This is a genomic window from Haloferula helveola, from assembly GCF_037076345.1.
Classification (GTDB): Bacteria; Verrucomicrobiota; Verrucomicrobiia; order Verrucomicrobiales; family Akkermansiaceae; genus Haloferula; species Haloferula helveola.
Window position 1 is genome coordinate 3,249,507 of record NZ_AP024702.1, and the last position, 17,678, is coordinate 3,267,184.

Annotated in this window: 19 protein-coding genes; 16 read left to right on the forward strand and 3 right to left on the reverse strand. The window is 60.1% G+C overall.

What is annotated here, in order from left to right:
* The first annotated feature begins 96 nt into the window (after nt 1–96).
* Nucleotides 97–1,167 (forward strand): substrate-binding domain-containing protein, encoded by a 1,071-nt coding sequence (locus tag HAHE_RS12115; protein ID WP_338684795.1) that lies wholly within the window; start codon nt 97–99, stop codon nt 1,165–1,167.
* A gap of 14 nt (nt 1,168–1,181) precedes the next feature.
* Here the strand turns inward: HAHE_RS12115 and HAHE_RS12120 are convergent, their stop codons facing one another.
* The 3 genes from HAHE_RS12120 to HAHE_RS12130 form a co-directional block, all read right to left on the reverse strand.
* Nucleotides 1,182–2,651, reverse strand: coding sequence for a DUF1501 domain-containing protein (locus HAHE_RS12120; RefSeq protein ID WP_338684797.1), 1,470 nt, complete (start codon nt 2,649–2,651; stop codon nt 1,182–1,184).
* Entirely contained in the window at nt 2,648–5,704 is a 3,057-nt protein-coding gene (locus HAHE_RS12125) for a PSD1 and planctomycete cytochrome C domain-containing protein (RefSeq protein ID WP_338684799.1), read from the reverse strand. The genes HAHE_RS12120 and HAHE_RS12125 overlap by 4 nt, the downstream gene beginning before the upstream one ends.
* A 372-nt stretch (nt 5,705–6,076) precedes the next feature.
* The gene (locus tag HAHE_RS12130) at nt 6,077–7,417 is read right to left on the reverse strand and encodes an integron integrase (protein ID WP_338684801.1); all 1,341 of its coding nucleotides are present in this window, start codon (nt 7,415–7,417) and stop codon (nt 6,077–6,079) included.
* A gap of 320 nt (nt 7,418–7,737) precedes the next feature.
* On the opposite strand from HAHE_RS12130, the gene HAHE_RS12135 reads away from it, so the two are divergent.
* The 15 genes from HAHE_RS12135 (at nt 7,738) to HAHE_RS12205 (ending at nt 17,649) form a co-directional block, all read left to right on the forward strand.
* Nucleotides 7,738–8,154: an SMI1/KNR4 family protein gene (locus HAHE_RS12135; RefSeq protein WP_338684803.1), complete on the forward strand. Its 417-nt coding sequence runs from the start codon at nt 7,738–7,740 to the stop codon at nt 8,152–8,154.
* Between the two features lie 170 nt (nt 8,155–8,324).
* Nucleotides 8,325–8,819, forward strand: coding sequence for a signal peptidase I (lepB, locus tag HAHE_RS12140; protein ID WP_338684805.1), 495 nt, complete (start codon nt 8,325–8,327; stop codon nt 8,817–8,819).
* A gap of 158 nt (nt 8,820–8,977) precedes the next feature.
* Nucleotides 8,978–9,427 (forward strand): hypothetical protein, encoded by a 450-nt coding sequence (locus HAHE_RS12145; protein ID WP_338684808.1) that lies wholly within the window; start codon nt 8,978–8,980, stop codon nt 9,425–9,427.
* 138 nt (nt 9,428–9,565) lie between these two features.
* Nucleotides 9,566–10,177 carry an Ig-like domain-containing protein gene (locus HAHE_RS12150; RefSeq protein ID WP_338684810.1) on the forward strand — a complete coding sequence of 204 codons (612 nt, stop codon included), beginning with the start codon at nt 9,566–9,568 and terminating at the stop codon, nt 10,175–10,177.
* A 32-nt stretch (nt 10,178–10,209) separates the two neighbouring features.
* Entirely contained in the window at nt 10,210–10,845 is a 636-nt protein-coding gene (locus HAHE_RS12155) for a DMP19 family protein (RefSeq protein WP_338684812.1), read from the forward strand.
* Nucleotides 10,846–10,897: 52 nt separating this feature from the next.
* Nucleotides 10,898–11,473, forward strand: coding sequence for a hypothetical protein (locus tag HAHE_RS12160; protein ID WP_338684814.1), 576 nt, complete (start codon nt 10,898–10,900; stop codon nt 11,471–11,473).
* A 582-nt stretch (nt 11,474–12,055) separates the two neighbouring features.
* Nucleotides 12,056–12,397, forward strand: coding sequence for a hypothetical protein (locus HAHE_RS12165; protein WP_338684816.1), 342 nt, complete (start codon nt 12,056–12,058; stop codon nt 12,395–12,397).
* A 250-nt stretch (nt 12,398–12,647) separates the two neighbouring features.
* Complete coding sequence (locus tag HAHE_RS12170) at nt 12,648–13,124, forward strand: SMI1/KNR4 family protein (RefSeq protein ID WP_338684818.1); 477 nt, start codon at nt 12,648–12,650, stop codon at nt 13,122–13,124.
* 23 nt (nt 13,125–13,147) lie between these two features.
* Entirely contained in the window at nt 13,148–13,612 is a 465-nt protein-coding gene (locus HAHE_RS12175) for a hypothetical protein (protein ID WP_338684820.1), read from the forward strand.
* A gap of 786 nt (nt 13,613–14,398) precedes the next feature.
* A complete protein-coding gene (locus tag HAHE_RS12180) occupies nt 14,399–14,752 on the forward strand; it encodes a hypothetical protein (RefSeq protein ID WP_338684823.1) in 354 nt (117 codons plus the stop codon).
* Between the two features lie 158 nt (nt 14,753–14,910).
* Complete coding sequence (locus HAHE_RS12185) at nt 14,911–15,474, forward strand: hypothetical protein (protein WP_338684825.1); 564 nt, start codon at nt 14,911–14,913, stop codon at nt 15,472–15,474.
* A gap of 143 nt (nt 15,475–15,617) precedes the next feature.
* Nucleotides 15,618–16,067, forward strand: coding sequence for a hypothetical protein (locus tag HAHE_RS12190; protein ID WP_338684808.1), 450 nt, complete (start codon nt 15,618–15,620; stop codon nt 16,065–16,067).
* 140 nt (nt 16,068–16,207) lie between these two features.
* Nucleotides 16,208–16,627, forward strand: coding sequence for a hypothetical protein (locus HAHE_RS12195; protein WP_338684827.1), 420 nt, complete (start codon nt 16,208–16,210; stop codon nt 16,625–16,627).
* A 111-nt stretch (nt 16,628–16,738) separates the two neighbouring features.
* The gene (locus tag HAHE_RS12200) at nt 16,739–17,083 is read left to right on the forward strand and encodes a hypothetical protein (protein WP_338684829.1); all 345 of its coding nucleotides are present in this window, start codon (nt 16,739–16,741) and stop codon (nt 17,081–17,083) included.
* Between the two features lie 149 nt (nt 17,084–17,232).
* Nucleotides 17,233–17,649, forward strand: a complete 417-nt coding sequence (locus tag HAHE_RS12205; RefSeq protein ID WP_338684803.1) for an SMI1/KNR4 family protein — start codon at nt 17,233–17,235, stop codon at nt 17,647–17,649.
* Nucleotides 17,650–17,678: the final 29 nt, after the last annotated feature.

Below are 17,678 nucleotides of genomic sequence, written 5' to 3' on the forward strand. Positions count from 1 at the left end.
ATCGGTTTCGGGATAGAGAGCCAAACCGTATCCGTCGCAGGTCCGGCAATCTGAATCTGGTTGCCATCTATTCCATATTATGGAACACATGAAGCCTTGAAGCAGGGCGGTTTTCTTAGCATTTCCGAACAAATTGCCGATCACCTGCGGGAGGAGATCGCCCGCGGCAAGTGGGGCGGCGGCTTGCCCGGCGTGCATGCCTTGGCTTCGGAGATCGGGGTCAATTTCAAGACGGTCACGGCAGCGCTGCGGAAGCTGGAGGAAGAGGGTCTCGTAGTGCGCCCCGGGTCGGGGAAGCGGCGTCAGATCGCCATCCACGGGACAAGAGGGTCCAAGACCCTCGTCATCGGAATCTTGCACGCGGATGAGGCGGATATCCGGCTCCACTACCTTGTGGAACTGCAGCACCTGCTGATGAATGCCGGGCACTCGGTCCGGGTCGTGAGGTGTCCGTTGATGAACCGCGCCGGAGGAGATGGCCGGACCAACCGGATCATCCGCGGCGCCGAGGTCAACGCGTGGATCGTGCTCGCCGGATCCCAGGAGTTGCTCAAGTGGATGATCGGGCGCGGCTTCCCGACCTTCGCGATGTTCGGCCGGCGCCGGCGTTTGCAGATCGCGGGGGTGGGTCCGGACAAGCTGCCGGCGGTTGCACAGGCGACGCGCAAGCTGATCGAGCTCGGTCACCGCAGGGTGGCGATGATCTGCCGGCCGGCGCGTCGACTTCCTCAACCCGGTGCTGCCGAGCGCGTTTTTCTCGAGGAACTCGGGAAGGGCGGCATCGAACCGAGTTCCTACCACCTGCCGCACTGGGAAGATAATCCGGAGAGCCTGCACCAGTCATTGTCGTCGCTCTTCGCGCTGACTCCGCCGACCGCGTTGCTGGTCGACGAAGTCGAACTCTACACCGCGGTGCAGCACTTTCTCAGCAACCGGGGCATCCGGGTGCCGGCGGACGTTTCGCTCATCTGCACGGACTCGGACCCGTCATTCGAATGGTGCCGACCAAAGGTCACACGCATCGCGTGGGACAGTGGCCCGGTGGTCCGGCGCATCGTCCGCTGGGCCGACAACATCAGCCGTGGGAAAAAGGACCTCCGGCAAACGGCCACCACCGCCCGCTTTGTCGAGGGCGAGACGATCGGTCCGCCGAAACCCGGAATCTAGGTGTTCCGGCTTCCTTACGCCAGAACCCCGTCGACCACCTTGCCATGGACATCGGTCAGGCGGAACTGGCGGCCTTGGTAGCGGAAGGTCAGGCGCTCGTGGTCGATGCCGAGCAGGTGCAGTAGGGTGGCATTGAAATCATGCACGTGCACCGGATCGCGCGCGACGTTGTAGCCGAGTTCGTCCGACGCTCCGTGAATGTGGCCGGGCTTGGTTCCACCACCGGCCATCCACACGGTGTAGGCCTCCTTGTGGTGGTCGCGGCCGATCGCCGTCGATTGTCCTGAGCCGTTATTCGTCTGCGCCATCGGCGTGCGTCCGAACTCGGCGTTCCACACGACGAGGGTGTCGTCGAGCATGCCGCGCTGCTTGAGGTCCTTGATCAGTGCGGCGATCGGTTGGTCGACCTGCTTGGCCTTGTTCGGCAGGTTCTTGAATACGCTGTTGTGGTGGTCCCAGCCTTGGTCGAAGAGCTGGACGAAGCGCACCCCGCGCTCGACGAGCCGGCGCGCGAGCAGGCAGTTGTTGGCGAAACTCGTCTTGCCCGGCTGGGTGCCGTACATCTCGTGGATCGACTCGGGCTCGGAGTCGATCTCCATCAGTTCCGGCACCGATGCCTGCATGCGGTAGGCCATTTCATACTGCGCGATGCGGGTCGCGATTTCGGGATCGCCGACGTCGTCGAGGTGCATGCCGTTGAGATCCTTGACCGCATCGACCACCTTCCGGCGGTCGCCGCGAGTCATGCCGTTCGGGTCGGAAAGGTAAAGCACCGGGTCGCCCTGCGAGCGGAACTCGACGCCTTGGTGGACGGTCGGCAGGAAACCGGATCCCCACGCCGAGTTGCCGGCGCCGAGGACCTGGCCGGTGATCAGCACGACGAATCCCGGCAGGTTCCGGTTCTCACTGCCGATCCCGTAGGTCACCCACGAGCCGATGCTCGGGCGGCCGAAGCGGTTGAAACCGGTCAGCGAGAACAGCTGTGCCGGCGCGTGGTTGAACTGCTCGGTGTGGAGCGACTTGATGAAGCACAGGTCGTCGGCCACGCCCTGCAGATGCGGGAGCAGGTTGGAGATTTCGACACCCGACTGCCCGCAGCGCTTGAACGCGAACCGGTCCTCGGCAGGCGTGCCTTGCAGGTTCGGTTGCTCGCGGATGAAGGCGAGCTTCTTGCCGGCGAAGAACTCGTCCGGACACAGCTCGCCACTGCGCTTCTGCAACTCGGGCTTGAAGTCGAAGAGGTCGAGGTGTGACGGCGCGCCGACCATATGGATGAAGATCACGCTCTTCGCCTTCGGTGCGTGGTGCAGGCCGAGACGGGAAAGCGGGTCGGCTCCGGCGCCGAGGGCGTCGCTGCTCATCATCGAACCGAGCGCGGCACCGCCGAGTCCGAAGCCCGCCCGTTGGAAGAAGGTCCGTCGGGTCAGGTCGCGCAGCAGCGCCTGGCGGATTGCGGGAGGAGTCTGTGAAAACGGGTCGCTCATGGCCTCGTCATGGTTTCGTCGAGGTTCAGGATCGTACTGGTCACGTAGTACCACGCGGCCAACTCGGTCTTGTGCGCGTGTTTCGGACGGTAGGCGATCGACTTGTCGTCGAGCAGCGCCGCGGCGGCCTTCGGGTCGGCGGCGAGGCGAGCGCGCTGTCCGGCGAGGAGCTCGAGCAGGCGGTCCGACTCGGCCTGCGATGGCTTTCGCGCCAGCGCGAACCCGAATGCGCTCGCGATGCGCTCGGTGTCGGTGCCGGCTTCTCCGAGCACGCGGTCGGCGAAGGCAACGGCCATCTCGACGAAGGCCGGGTCGTTCATCAGCGTCAACGCCTGCAGGGGAGTGTTGGTGCGCGGGCGGTCGACGGTGCACGCGGCCCTGTCGGGCGCATCGAAGTTGACCATGCTGGGGTAGGGGGCGGCGCGGCGGTAAACGACATAGATTCCACGGCGCCAGCGGTCTTCGTCGCGGTTCTCGATCCACTTCGGCTCATTGCGGCCGACCTGCCGCCAGACACCCGGAGGTTGGTAGGGCATGACCGGCGGGCCGTGCATTTTCCCGGAAAGCAGGCCGCTGAAGGCGAGGGCGTTGTCGCGCACCCGCTCGGCATTCAGTCGGAACCGCGGCGCCCGGGCGTAGAGGCGGTTGTCGGGATCGATCTCCCGGTCGACCGAGCTGATCCGCGACGACTGCTTGTAGGTGTCGGACGTCACCATCGAGCGCAGCACGTGCTTGCGATTCCAGCCGGAGTCCATGAGCTCGACCGCGAGCCAGTCGAGAAGCTCGGGGTGGGTCGGCGGTTCGCACTGGGTCCCGAAGTCCTCGAGGGTGGCGACCAGTCCGCGGCCGAAGAGGGCGGACCACCAACGGTTCACCGCGACGCGCGCGGTCAGCGGATTGTCGCGTCGCACCAGCCAACGCGCGAGATCGAGACGGTCGGGTGTAGCGCCGGTGGTCTTGAGACCGGGCAGGGTGGCCGGGGTGTTCGGTCCGACTTCGTCACCCGGGCTCAGGTAGTTGCCGCGATCGAAGATCCGCGTTTCCCGCGGTTCGTTCATTTCCACCATCACCAGGGCCTGGTCCGGCTTGAGCTTCGAGAGGCGCTTCTGGAGTTCCTCCAGCTTCGACTGCATCGCGAGGCGCTCCGGATTGCTGGTGTTGAAATGGTCGCGTAGCTGTTTCTTCTCGGCCTTGGTCAGGGCGCCGGGCTCCTTCGTGAGAATCCGGACTACCGGCTCCGGCAGCGGTTCCTGACCGTCGGGGCTGACGAGCCCGAGGATCCGGACCCTGCCCAAAGTACGGCCCCGGCCGTAGTTCTGGGTCAGTTCGACACTCAGCACGCTGCCCGGCGACACCGGCGAGCGGGTGAGGAAGGTCGCGTGGTGCGGCTTTCCGAACTTGGGGGCAATGGCCCAGCCGGTGCGCGGTTCACCGTCGATCGCGTGGGCGACCGGCCACTTGTCCTGAGAGAAATCGGCCTTGGCGTTGAAAAGCTCGACCGCTGCCGCCTTGTCCGAGCCGGTCGGCGCTGCCTGCACCTCGAATTCGTTGAGCACGAAGTTCGGTCGTTCCTCGTCGCCCCGTCCCGGACCTTTGCCGGGAAGCTCGGGGTGGGTGAGGGTTTCGAGACGGAAGCCCCACAGCGGCTCCGACGGGCTCTCGAGCTTCACCGTGTAAACGGTGGTGCCGGGAAGGTTGCCGGAGATCAGCACCGAGTGGTCTTCGAGCACCTGATGGTCCTCGCCACCGGTCGATTCGAATCCCGCGACTTCCAGCGGCGCCCAGCGGGGAGGGTCCGCGAGGGATGCCCGGGCTTCCTTCGCCCATTGTTCGAAGGACGGGCCGGCATCGCGGCTGTTCAACTGCTTGCGCAGCTCCTCGATTTCCTTGGTCAACCGCTGCTGTTCCTCCTTTTTCCCACCGGCGAGCGGCAGGTCGAGGAAGGGGCCGACGAAGTCGTGCGACACGTCCGTCTTGCCGCTCGGCAGTTCGACCTCGAGCGGCGTGTTGTTGAAGAACGCGAAGAACGAATAGTAGTCCTCCATCGAGAGTGCGTCGTACTTGTGATCGTGGCACTGGGCGCATTCGAGAGTGAGGCCGAGCCAGACCGTGGCCGTCGTGTTGACGCGGTCGACGACCTGGTTCACCCGGTTTTCCTCGGGATCCACACCGGCTTCGACGTTGCACGGCACGGTGCGGTGGAAGCCGGTCGCGATCCGGTTTGCCAAAGTCGGCTCGGGCAGCAGGTCACCGGCGATCTGCTCGATGGTGAAGCGGTCGTAGGGAAGGTTCGCGTTGATCGCGTCGATCACCCAGTCGCGATACGGCCATGAGTCGCGGAGCTGGTCGGCTTGGAACCCGTTCGAGTCGGCGTAGCGCGCGAGATCGAGCCACGGCCGCGCCCAACGTTCGCCGAAGCGGGGGGAGGCGAGCAGGCGATCGACCAACGCGGTGTAGGCCGCGTCCGGACCGTTGGCGAACTCGGTGAGGAATGCCGCCGTCTCCTCCGGCGTCGGCGGCAGGCCGATCAGATCGAGCGATACTCGGCGGATCAGCACTTCGGGCGGTGCTTCCGGGCTCGGTTCGAGAGAAGTGCCCTTGAGCTTCTCCCGGACGAAATGATCCACCGGGTGGGAGTCGCCGAAGTCCGCGTCGGCCCGCTCCGGAGGGAGGTAGGCCCAGTGCTTCTCGTACTTCGCGCCGGAATCGATCCAGCGTTCGAGCAATTGCTTCTGCGCGTCGGTGAGTACCCGGTTCGACTTCGGCGGCGGCATGCGCTCGGTGCGGTCGGTGCTGTGGATCATCTCGACCAGCAGGCTCTCGGACGCTCTCCCCGGAACGATCGCCGGTCCGGTGTCGCCGCCCTCGACCGCACCCTCGAAGGTGTCGAGCCGCAACCCGGATTCCCGGGCGGCCGAGTCGGGCCCGTGGCAATGGAAGCAATTCTCCGAGAGGATCGGCCGGATGTCCCGGTTGAAGGAGATTTCCGCACTCTCCTCGCCCTGCCCGAGAAGGGGCAGCGCCAGAAACAACGCGGACAGGGAACGCTTCATGCCGGTGGGCCTACGTGCAGCCGTTGCAGGCTATTTCAGGACGCGCACGGTGGCTGGGGAGCAGGGAGCAGGGAGCAGGGAGCAGGGAGCAGGGAGCAGTGGGCAGTGGGCAGTGGGCAGTGGGCAGTGGGCAGTGGGCAGTGGGCAGTGGTCAGTGGTCAGTGAGTTGGGATGCGGGATGCGGGATGCGGGATGCGGGATGCGGGATGCGGGATTTCCACAGCCCCGAAGGGGCGACGGCATTTAGCCACGGGGTTCACCCCGTGGATTCAGAGTGGTGGTTGATTCGGAGCCCCGGAGGGGCGCAGGCGGACGTGGCTCCATCCCAGAAACCCCGCCTCACGCGGCATCTCGTGGGACCTCCAAGACTTCTCAGCTCAAGGCGCAGCCTTGATTCGATCCAGACTCTCCGCTCCCTGCTCTCCGCTCTCCGCTCTCCGCTCTCCGCTCTCCGCTCCCTGCTCCACGCTCTACGCTCTCATCCAGCGGACTCCTCACACCGGATGCTCCCACGCCTGTTGCCACATGCGTGTAGATTTCGGTGGTGCGGATGTCCTTGTGTCCGAGCAATTGCTGGATCGTCCTCAGGTCCTTGCCGTCTTCGAGGAGGTGGGTGGCGAAACAGTGCCGCAACACGTGGCTGGTCATCCGTTTCTCGATCCCCGCCGCCCTCGCCGCCCTGGCAAGCGCCTTCGAGTAGGCATCCGGGTGAATGTGGTGCCGGCGCGTCACCCCGGACTCCGGATCCACCGACAGGGTTTCCGACGGAAACAACCAGAACCACTCCCACTTCTTGCCCGCCCCGCGCAGCTTCCACTCCAGCGCACCGGGTAGCGCGACTCCCGGTGCGTCTTCCCTGCGGTCGTGCTCGTGAACCTCACGCAACTTCCGTTTGTGGCGGTCCAAATCGTCAATCACCGATCCCGGGAGCACGGTCACGCGATCCTGATGGCCCTTGCCTTCCCGAACCGTGACCTGGCGCCGCCCGGGATCCACGTCCTTGATCCGCAATTGCAGGAGCTCTGCCATCCGCAGGCCCGAACCATACTGGATCCGCGCAAGCAATTGATAGCGCTCCTCGAGATGGCTGAAAAGAGCCGCCACCTCGCTCCGATCGAGCACCACCGGGATGCGTGGTGGGGTCTTGCGCAAGACCACCTTCAGATCCACCTCCTCATGTCCGCAGACGTCCTTGAAGAAAAAGGCCAGCGCGTTGAGTGCCTGCTTCTGGGTGGAGAAAGAAACCTTCCTTTCCGTCACCAGCCACGACAGGAAATCCCGCGCCTTGAGCGGTTTGAGGGTTTCCTTCGCACTTCCCGCCCACCGCGCGTAGCGACCTGCCCAACCGGAGTAGGACTGACGGGTGCGATAGGCCAGTCCGCGCCGCGATGCCGCCGAGTTGACCGCGAGCCTGACCCGTTCCTCCAGAGTGGTGGCCGTGCCACCCGCCTGCTCACAGGCCTGGAGCCAACGGAGGTGCCACTTGATCGCATGTGCCCACTGTTGGAGTTGCCATGCCTCTCGCGGCTTGAGCTGGACTTGTTCCCTCCAAAACCTCCGCGCTGCGGCACGCCCCGGCGGGAGGTCCCGACCGATGCGCCACTTCTCGAACCACTCCAGCAGCAACTGGAAACCGGCCCGCTCCCGCGGGTCGACATCCCGCGATGCGCTGAGATCCTTCCGCCAATCGAAGAAACGCTTTGAAGGTTTCATGTGAACACTGTTCACTTGAAACCTATTTGCAGTCCAGAGAGAAATCGATACTTCGTTTATGTTCGTATTCCAAGGTTGTGCAGCATCGGTGCTATCGGTGGCGCCATCGATCCCGATTCGCGACGCATATCGGTTGCCACGCACCTCCAGAAAATTCAAAGCTCTGAACGAAACAAGATCCTCAATGCAGCTCCCCCGAAACCGCCGTTCCCCCTTGATCTTCCAACGTCTGGGGGTTCCATTGGGCCTCAAGACAGAAGCGATTGCCATCCCGGCATATCACCCTCCCGTCTGACTAATAACACTGTTGTGCAAAGAATATGACGGATGCTGAAGTCGAAGAACTGACCGCCGAGAGGCATCGCAGATCGACGGCCCACGATCCTCGATTCTCGGCTGACGATACCGCCAAGATTCTTGAAGCGTTCGGAGCGGATCTTCCCCCTGAATTCATCGCGTTCAGGAAGCTGCTCCCATTCTACAACGTCACCGGGGACCATCTCCCAGCCAATGAGATGACCGCCACCTACGACTGGGAGGCCGCCAACAACCCGAATTTCACCGAGGATTTCATTCCGTTCTATGCGATCGGCAATGGGGATTTCCTGTGCCTGTCCAGGTCGGCAGGTCGGCCTTCTCCTGTCCTTTACGTGGCTCACGATGATCCTGAAGTGGCCGTGCTTCACCCCAGCTTTTCGGATTACTTGCGGAATGCCGAGTGGTATTCGGAGCAGTGAGCCTCCAAGCAAAACGAAGAAAGGCACAACAAGCCGCCGCACCGAACCGCTGCCCCGCCTCTAGTTCCAGCCGCTATGATCGTTCAACCTTCAACCCACAGTCGAAGCCTCGCTCCCGGGCAGCGGTCCGGTGGGCTTTGACGTTGGCCCAAAAATTAGACTCCCCTGCGATGCGCCTTTGCACCTTGGCCGCGATTCTCTCATCGGGCCTGATCACTTCATGCACCAAGAGCGAGCTGCGATACGAATCGGCGAGCATGGAGCCGTCAATCACGCGAGGCGAACTGATTACGATCGAGCCAGCAGCATACCGTGGCTCGAAGCCTGCACGATGGGACGTTGTGTTGTTCGAGGCACCCACCGGAAGTGGTGGTAGTTGGGCGTCGAGGATTGCCGGCTTGCCGGGAGAGACTGTCAACTTCCGCGACGGATCCCTTTTGATCGACGGAGAGCTTGTGGAGCGTCCAGCCCACGTAGCGATAGCAGGTTACCACGCCCCTGATGGTGACTTGAGTCCTGCAGCACCGGGTCCGGTGTCGTTCCCATTCAAGATCCCTGCCGGGAGCTACTTTGTCCTCGGCGACAACGTTGATAACGCTCTGGACAGTCGCTACTGGGGCGGGCTCGATGAAGCCAAGATCCTGGGCAAGGTTGCGGGCAAGTAGCTAGACCAACCAAGGCCAACAAGTCGGAGCAGGACGACGCCTACCAGCGGCCTTGTTGAAAATCGGTTTTGGTGATTCATTGCCTTCAACAGAGTTCGGGAGCGCCGCTTTAAGGCCCGGCGCCGCCTGTCCTCAAACGTTCTGCTGAATATTTCAGAATGAAGCATGCTCTAGCTATTTTCTTCGCTGTCTTGGCGCTACTTGCAATGGTGGATGCGAAGCCGAAGGCTGAGAAGAAGGGCGTTACTTTTTTCGAGCTTGAGTTTCAAGAGAAGCGAGAAGCTATCCGCATCTACAAGATCAAAGGAACGAAGGAGCTCAATCCCACCAATTCTGATCGTATCCGCCGAGCATTTGATGCCAAGGAGCTCGAGCCGCCTGAGCTACTCGATGTGCTTGTCGACTACTTTGCAGTTCGTATTGATGGAGAGCTCCTGTTTGTCGTCGAGATGGAGCATCGGGGCTTTACGGTTTTCCCTGCCAAGGAGTCTGAAGGAGGCATTGAACGACCCATTGCTGGGGCGAGATTACTCGGGAAGCTCCCGAACGTTAAGGATCTTCTGAAGCGTGATTTTCGAGAAGGTGAACCTAAGGATCGGGACAAATGAATGCAGAACAAGTCGGAGATGGCGACACCTTACAGCGGCCTTGTCGAAAATCCGATTTGATGGTTCGTTAGCCTTAATCAGGAAGGGGTGCCGATTTCAGTTCACCGGTGCCGCCATTCCTCTGACGTTCTGCTGAGAATGAGACAAGCGCTCCTCATCATCGGTTGCTGCTGTAGCGTGTCGCTTGCCCCGTTCGTCGTTGCTGAGCTGGAGGGCGAGTATCCGCCCCAACCACTTTGTGTCTACACGCTGGCCGACGACGACTACATCCGGGCGGGAGCGCCGAGAATTCCAGTTGTCGTCACTGTCCTCAATGCCAACGGCAAGCCAATCGAAGGTGCCGCCGTCGCGCTGATGCGACTTGGCGAGGGCGGATTCACCGAGAGCGATGTTCAGGGACCGGCGAATCCACGAACTGATGGATCCGGAACAGCGGTGCTCCAGTATCCGGCAACCACGACGATGAACTACCTTCTTGATTTGCCTGAGGTCCATCTCGATCTGATTGGCGCCATTACTGCCGTTCATCCGGATCTCGGGACGGCCAGTGTTGAACTCGGCGATCTCTACAAAGAGCCCTTGAAGCTATTTGACACCGCTATGACACCTTGGGTCACGGTCCGCTTCGGCCCAGAGCCCAAAACCAACAATGCAGAACAAGGCGGCGCTGGAGAACCCGCTACCCGCTCCGAGTCGGATTCGGAGGGTGGCCAGAAACCTCAACCAGAAGCGGAGGGGCGCTCCCGGTAGCGGGTCCCAGGCCTTCAACGTTCGCTAAAAAAATGAGCACCAAAGTCCCGTGCACGAAATGTGGAGCGCTCATCCTGCCGACGACAGCGCAGGCTACTGGAGGTGTCTGCATGCCCTGCAAGCAGGGGAATCGCGAGAACTTGGAAAGAGCCAAAGAATATTATAAGAAGCAGAAAGAGTATAACCCGGTCAGGGAGCTCTGGAAGTCACTCGTTCTTCGAGTCCACAAAACCGAAGAGGGCTATAAGGGGCTAAATCCTGCGGAGCGCACCTATTGGTGCATCGGAATCCTTGAAGGAGAAGTTTACAACGGCGGGTTTCATCAGTTCTTCACCAATAGCTCGGGCGAGCATTACAGTGATGTCATTGATGCACTGCTTGAGGTGAACGCATTTGAGAGCTTGAGACTACTTCGCGAGGCTGCCGAACTCTTATTCGAAGATGGTCAGGTGCCAACGGACAGAGCTCTTCGGAATTCTCTGATTAAGGACTACCCAAAAGAGGGATACAAAGAGGCTGCGTGGTGCATTCGGCTTGACGAGCTTGACAAGGCCTACTGGTCGAATCCCGACGCGCTGGCAGAAAAGCTTGAGAGGTATGCGGAAGAACATGACCTCGTAACACCATTCAAACAGGAAGCGAACAAGTCGGTGGACTCAACGCGCTAACGCGCGCGAGTCACCTTTGACGTTCGGCAGAGATCGCCATGCTTCGTTCGTAATGAAAACCAGCTCCCGATTCGTAGCCTTGTTCGTGCTCACCTTGGTTAGCATGGCCGCGCTCAATGCCTCGGCACAGTCGCTCAAGCCAGCAAATGCCGATGCTGAACCCTTTGCGAAGGACCTGATCATCCTCGCCTACAGCAATGATGACTCCAACTGGGGTGTCGGGCTTAGTTTGACGGATCAGTTTCGTTTTGATGGCACACCGACCGTTGGCGTCTCAATTGGAAGCGTTCACAGCGCAAGCCCATTCTTCGACGGCCTTATGCTACTGCACAAGAACGAGGAAGAGCATCAGATCGCGCCGAGTGGGCACGGAATGGTCTGGTTGGCCAATTCAAAGACTCTTGAGAGCATGGAGATTACGATAGATGCCACCTACAAGCATCGCCCGGTCTCTGTAACAGTTCGATTCGTAGTGCAGGATGGCAAGCCCACGGGTTACGAAGTAGCTCTCAATGACGATATGCCGGAAGCCGAACAAGGCGGCGCTGGACGACCCGCTACCAGCCGCGAGTCGGATTCGGAAGGTGCTGACAAATCTCAACCAGAAGCGGAGGGGTCTTCCCGGTAGCGGGTCGCCAGGCCTTCAACGTTCGCTAAAGAAATGTTACCAGGTGTTCCAACGGGCATATTTGCGAGCATCGCCCGATCATCGAAACTTGGTGATCTGCCCGCTATCGTTGCGAGCATCCTCCTTCCGTCCCTCGCGGTCTCCATCTGGATCTCATGGCGAGGAGGGTTGGCGGGCCGAGGTCTCGGGAGGACTTGCACGGAAGCATGGGGTGCATCGCTGCTTTGTGGCTGGGTTTGTGTCTATTTGGTATTGGCCGACTTCCGGAGGACTTCGGACATCATCCTGTCTATCCCGATTGCGGGACTGGTCGCAGGCCTCGGGAGCCTGATTCCTGCTTTCGGCTTTGCACTGATCGGGTATGCTTTCGGCGCCCGGAGGCGGACGTCGATCCACGTCTCGAGGACAGATCCCTCTGAGCACTCTCCCTAGGGCAAACGACAAAGCGAACAAGGCGCTGGTGGACGACCCCTATCAGCGGTTTTGTTGCGTTCTTGCCGCCAGCATCGGAACCTGATTGATTGTCCGTGGCTGCACTGGCGAGGTTACCGGGTCGCCACAGCTTTTACGTTCGCTGAAGAGATGTTCTGGAACGGCTTTCGTAACCCTTTGACCGTCGCTTTACTTCTGCAGTTTGCGGTGATCTGCGGAGGGACGCTGATCACCATGGCCATGCTCAAAGTTCATGGCTACCCGGATGCCCCTCATTACATCTGGAATCCGGTTTCAGTGTTCATCAGGAGCTGGGGTTGGTGGGCGATCCTGATTCCGCCCATCTGGCTAGGCGTTCTACTTTGGCGGGGGGCCGATCTAGATGGCCTTCGTGCTGCAATCATCGCCTCGATTGTCGTGGTCGCGTTGATTGCATTCTATTGGTGGACGGCAGCAACCGCTGGGGCGTTCTATTGGACGGCGGGCCGTTGAGGTGTCGGACAATAGACGAAGCGAACAAGCTACTGGAGGGCGACCCCTATCAGCGGCCGTGTTGCGCGCTTGCCGCCACCTTTGGGTGCTGATTGATTGCTCGCAGCGCTCCCGGTGCGGTTACCGGGGTCGCCTCAGTTTTGACGTTCTCCAGAAAATGTTCTCTCAATTGGGCGTCATCACAATTTCCTTCGTGACGCTTTGCGGCTGCGACAAGCCGAGTCACTCTACATCGCAAGAGTCCACCACCATGTCCGAATGGCACAAGCGCATCGTCGCATTTCACAAGCTCGACAACGCTGACGATCCGGATTCGCTCGTCCTCGGTTCTCCCGCGTCGGCAGCATCGATCGCAGAGTTCGAGAAGGCGATTGGCTACTCGATGCCGGATGAGTTCAAGGAGCTGTATTCGGAATACGACGGTTTTGGCACCTCCCGAGATGGCGAGACCGATTGGTTCTTCCTGCCGATCTCGAAGCTTCCCGAACACGCGTCCGAGATCCGAGATTGGTTCCAGGAGACTCACCCCGAGCTTGCCAAGCGCTTCGTGCCGTTTGTCGATTGGGGCAACGGCGACGCCAGCGGATACGTCTTTTCGGAGACCGGCACTCTTTTGCCGGGGATCTTCATTTTCGAGCACGAGAGCTACGAGTTTGAAGAGGATCAGGGCTGGGAGGAGTTCCTGATTCCGGTCGATTCCTCGATTCGCGCCTTTCTGACCGAATAATCCAATCGGAGAACAAGTCGCTGGTGGACGACCCCTATCAGCGGCTTTGTTGCGTTCTTGCCGCCAGCTTCGGGAGCTGCTTGGTTGTTCCTGGCTGCCCTGGTGAGGTCACCGGGGTCGCCACAGCTTTGACGTTCGCTGAAGAGATGTTCTGGAACGGCTTTCGTAACCCTTTGACCGTCGCTTTACTTCTGCAGTTTGCGGTGATCTGCGGAGGGACGCTGATCACCATGGCCATGCTCAAAGTTCATGGCTACCCGGATGCCCCTCATTACATCTGGAATCCGGTTTCAGTGTTCATCAGGAGCTGGGGTTGGTGGGCGATCCTGATTCCGCCCATCTGGCTAGGCGTTCTACTTTGGCGGGGGGCCGATCTAGATGGCCTTCGTGCTGCAATCATCGCCTCGATTGTCGTGGTCGCGTTGATTGCATTCTATTGGTGGACGGCAGCAACCGCTGGGGCGTTCTATTGGACGGCGGGCCGTTGAGGTGTCGGACAATAGACGAAGCGAACAAGCTACTGGAGGGCGACCCCTATCAGCGGCCGTGTTGCGCGCTTGCCGCCACCTTTGGGTGCTGATTGATTGCTCGCAGCGCTCCCGGTGCGGTTACCGGGGTCGCCTCAGTTTTGACGTTCTGCTGAAATGGATGAGCAACCAGCTGTCATTTGTGGTGCGCTCGTCACCGATTTGCGAGGGTGAGCCAGACGCCATCGTGGACTTCGAGATCGATTCCGAGTCCGTTTGGCAGCGTATGAGGCGGCTGGAGCCCCAGCTGATGGCGAGTCCACAAGCGAGCAACCCTGATGGAACATTTGTTGGTGTTTCCGCCTGGATTGTCCGTGGGCGTGAGGATGCCTATCGCACTGGCCACCATCCCGGATACCGAGGGCGCTGGGCTGGCCTACTACCGCTCTTGGCGTGCAGCGACTGCGGTTGGGAGGGCTGCGGCGGGATCTGGACACGAATATTCGTTGGACCGAAGAGGGTGTTCTGGTCCGGGCTAGGCTTCTCCGGCGCTGGAGAGGGATTTAAACCTGTCTATGATCCGACCACGTTCGTCTTCGATCGCAGTGACTACGATGCTACCTTCACGGCGCTCTTGGAGCGTATCCGCTTGGCGGAGTCCGCAGCCGAATAGTCAAAGCAGAACAAGGCGGTGGAGGATCGACGCCGATCAGCGCCCGTGTTGAATCGGAGTCGCCAGACGCGGCCGGATCTGATTGATTCCTACCGGGCGCGGCTTGCGCGTCTCACCTTCAACGTTCGCTACAAATGACTAAGATCACCGGGGAGGACCGTTCTGGTGATGGGTTGATCGCCAGCCTGCTCCAGAAGGTCGAGGGTCATCCACTGCTCGACGAGGCGCGCCGCCAGAAGATTTGCCGAGGACCAGATCTGATTCCCTTTGGTCGACAGACGATCGAGCGGATGCTGATCGAGGACGAACACAAGGAGACCATTCTCGCGTTTGTCAACGGCCCTGAGGACGAGTGCCCGACGTTGAGCTTCTTCACCGCCTCCGAGCAGTTTGAGCCGCTGTCCGGCAGTGGTCGTCACTACATGTTCTTCTTCTCCCCCGACCACAGCAGGCTTCTCTACGCCGGTGTCGGAACCTGGAAGGCGTAGCCATCCGGTGAAGAAATCAAAAAGCGAACAAGCCGAAGCAGGGCGACCCCTTACAGCGGCCTTGTCGAATTTCCGTTTTGGTGGTCCCATCCGGCAACGGGAATCGGGAGCGCCGCCATGAGGGTCGGGGTCGCCTGTTCTCTGACGTTCGATTCAGAATGAGATTCCTCATTGCGATTGGGGCCTTGACGTTAGCTTCCTGCGACAAGCACAGCGACGCTATCAAGCAATCGCCGGAGCATCAGGAGGCTCCTTGGGATGAATCCCACCCGTTAGCGTCGCTGTTTTCGTCAGGCGAGGCCATCTACATTGCGCCGGCTGATTCGATTGCCGAGCTTCTTGAGGCGAACGATCTTTTCACGTTTGTCTCTCGGCAGGGACAACTCGCCGGTATGGATTCCGATACAGCGATCATATTTCGATCTGACGGAACCGTAACGCTGTCCGAGATGGGAATGGGCTCGAACGACTATTCGGGAAAGGTGGTCATACAGCCTGACGGCATCATTGATCTCCATCTGCCCCGATACCCAGGTAAGTGGCCGTCAATGAGATTTGAGCGGGTTGGCGACTCCTGTTTTCTCCACCGCGTAGACGGCAAGACGGGGTTCGTTTTTGGCGGGCGATCTGGAGCAGTCACTTCGGGGGACATGAATCCATTCTGGCCTTTCGCACTGCTTGACCACGAGTTCCCGCGCCGGCTGCAACCCAAAGATCAATAATCGAACAAGCCGAAGCAGGGCGACCCCTCACAGCGGCCTTGTCGAATTTCCGCTCAGGTGGTTCCATCAGCTAAGGAGAATCGGGGCCGCCGCCATGAGGGTCGGGGCCGCCTGTTCTCTGACGTTCTGCTGAATATTTCAGAATGAAGCATGCTCTAGCTATTTTCTTCGCTGTCTTGGCGCTACTTGCAATGGTGGATGCGAAGCCGAAGGCTGAGAAGAAGGGCGTTACTTTTTTCGAGCTTGAGTTTCAAGAGAAGCGAGAAGCTATCCGCATCTACAAGATCAAAGGAACGAAGGAGCTCAATCCCACCAATTCTGATCGTATCCGCCGAGCATTTGATGCCAAGGAGCTCGAGCCGCCTGAGCTACTCGATGTGCTTGTCGACTACTTTGCAGTTCGTATTGATGGAGAGCTCCTGTTTGTCGTCGAGATGGAGCATCGGGGCTTTACGGTTTTCCCTGCCAAGGAGTCTGAAGGAGGCATTGAACGACCCATTGCTGGGGCGAGATTACTCGGGAAGCTCCCGAACGTTAAGGATCTTCTGAAGCGTGATTTTCGAGAAGGTGAACCTAAGGATCGGGACAAATGAATGCAGAACAAGTCGGAGATGGCGACACCTTACAGCGGCCTTGTCGAAAATCCGATTTGATGGTTCGTTAGCCTTAATCAGGAAGGGGTGCCGATTTCAGTTCACCGGTGCCGCCATTCCTCTGACGTTCGCTCTAAAACATGAAGCGGCTACTCCAGATTTTGGCCGCGCTGGTGGTAATCACGATCATCGGCATGATTGTCCTGCTTGCCCCCAGATTCCGCAATATGAGCTCCGAGTATGGGACGGCGCAGGCGATTCGCGATTTGAAGGATTACGTGGCCGCGCACGAGGGTCAGTGGCCGAGTCATCCAGACGATCTCGGCGGGAGCTACCCAACTGGCGGAGACGTGGTGATCGACTACACCATTAGCTCCGGGGAGATCGTTGGGCATCGAGAGCTACTCAAGACTGCCGTGCGACCTCGATCCGGAAAGTTTTACACCTATCCACACTACGATGAGCTGCTCGATGAACTGTATGCGATCGTCCTCGAAGAAAGCCAAAGCGAACAAGGCGTGGGTGGACAACCCGCTACCCGGCCGCGAGTCGGAGATTGAACCATGATTAGAACCCTTTACCCTGAGTCGGACTGGCGCTCCCGGTAGCGGGTGCCACCACTTCGACGTTCGCCAAAGAATCCCGATAGAGCGCAGGTTGCTGCGGATTCCATGACGATCGACCCACATCTTTCGAAGCCGCAGCACGGTCTCGCGCTGCTCGTTCATTTCGTCCTGCTCGCTTTCCTTGCGTGGCGGCTCACCCGCCACTCGGCGGACTTGTCGTATGGCCTGCTCGGCACCCTCTGTTGCATCGGTCAGATGATCTTGATCTTCGCCTTTGCGGCGGATCACCTCGGCTACCTTGTCCTGGCGTCGGTCATCTACTGCTGGGTCAGCTGGCGATTCATCGGATACATTGCAGAGGTCGATAGGTCAGACCTACTCAAGCTCGCCGTCTCCAACCCGATTTTTGCGCTGATCGGGGTCTATTCCATATTCGTCGCAACGAGGTGAGAGCACCACCAACGGCGAACAAGGCGCGGCTGACCGACCCCTTACAGCGGCCTTGTTGCTCACCGCTCCCGATGGTAGAGACTCTCCGATGAATCGCGCTGGCCGCCACGAGGGTCGGGTCGGCAGTGCTTCGACGTTGTGCAAAGAATATGACGGATGCTGAAGTCGAAGAACTGACCGCCGAGAGGCATCGCAGATCGACGGCCCACGATCCTCGATTCTCGGCTGACGATACCGCCAAGATTCTTGAAGCGTTCGGAGCGGATCTTCCCCCTGAATTCATCGCGTTCAGGAAGCTGCTCCCATTCTACAACGTCACCGGGGACCATCTCCCAGCCAATGAGATGACCGCCACCTACGACTGGGAGGCCGCCAACAACCCGAATTTCACCGAGGATTTCATTCCGTTCTATGCGATCGGCAATGGGGATTTCCTGTGCCTGTCCAGGTCGGCAGGTCGGCCTTCTCCTGTCCTTTACGTGGCTCACGATGATCCTGAAGTGGCCGTGCTTCACCCCAGCTTTTCGGATTACTTGCGGAATGCCGAGTGGTATTCGGAGCAGTGAGCCTCCAAGCAAAACGAAGAAAGGCACAA

Bases quoted from the DNA above. Each gene is read 5' to 3' on its own strand.
- HAHE_RS12130 (WP_338684801.1), bottom strand. From the start codon at position 7,417: ATGAAACCTTCAAAGCGTTTCTTCGATTGGCGGAAGGATCTCAGCGCA.
- HAHE_RS12170 (WP_338684818.1), top strand. From the start codon at position 12,648: ATGTCCGAATGGCACAAGCGCATCGTCGCATTTCACAAGCTCGACAAC.
- HAHE_RS12190 (WP_338684808.1), top strand. From the start codon at position 15,618: ATGAAGCATGCTCTAGCTATTTTCTTCGCTGTCTTGGCGCTACTTGCA.
- HAHE_RS12160 (WP_338684814.1), top strand. From the start codon at position 10,898: ATGAAAACCAGCTCCCGATTCGTAGCCTTGTTCGTGCTCACCTTGGTT.
- HAHE_RS12195 (WP_338684827.1), top strand. From the start codon at position 16,208: ATGAAGCGGCTACTCCAGATTTTGGCCGCGCTGGTGGTAATCACGATC.
- HAHE_RS12125 (WP_338684799.1), bottom strand. From the start codon at position 5,704: ATGAAGCGTTCCCTGTCCGCGTTGTTTCTGGCGCTGCCCCTTCTCGGG.
- HAHE_RS12180 (WP_338684823.1), top strand. From the start codon at position 14,399: ATGACTAAGATCACCGGGGAGGACCGTTCTGGTGATGGGTTGATCGCC.
- HAHE_RS12185 (WP_338684825.1), top strand. From the start codon at position 14,911: ATGAGATTCCTCATTGCGATTGGGGCCTTGACGTTAGCTTCCTGCGAC.
- HAHE_RS12205 (WP_338684803.1), top strand. From the start codon at position 17,233: ATGACGGATGCTGAAGTCGAAGAACTGACCGCCGAGAGGCATCGCAGA.
- HAHE_RS12155 (WP_338684812.1), top strand. From the start codon at position 10,210: ATGAGCACCAAAGTCCCGTGCACGAAATGTGGAGCGCTCATCCTGCCG.
- HAHE_RS12145 (WP_338684808.1), top strand. From the start codon at position 8,978: ATGAAGCATGCTCTAGCTATTTTCTTCGCTGTCTTGGCGCTACTTGCA.
- HAHE_RS12135 (WP_338684803.1), top strand. From the start codon at position 7,738: ATGACGGATGCTGAAGTCGAAGAACTGACCGCCGAGAGGCATCGCAGA.
- HAHE_RS12150 (WP_338684810.1), top strand. From the start codon at position 9,566: ATGAGACAAGCGCTCCTCATCATCGGTTGCTGCTGTAGCGTGTCGCTT.
- lepB (WP_338684805.1), top strand. From the start codon at position 8,325: ATGCGCCTTTGCACCTTGGCCGCGATTCTCTCATCGGGCCTGATCACT.
- HAHE_RS12120 (WP_338684797.1), bottom strand. From the start codon at position 2,651: ATGAGCGACCCGTTTTCACAGACTCCTCCCGCAATCCGCCAGGCGCTG.
- HAHE_RS12165 (WP_338684816.1), top strand. From the start codon at position 12,056: ATGTTCTGGAACGGCTTTCGTAACCCTTTGACCGTCGCTTTACTTCTG.
- HAHE_RS12200 (WP_338684829.1), top strand. From the start codon at position 16,739: ATGACGATCGACCCACATCTTTCGAAGCCGCAGCACGGTCTCGCGCTG.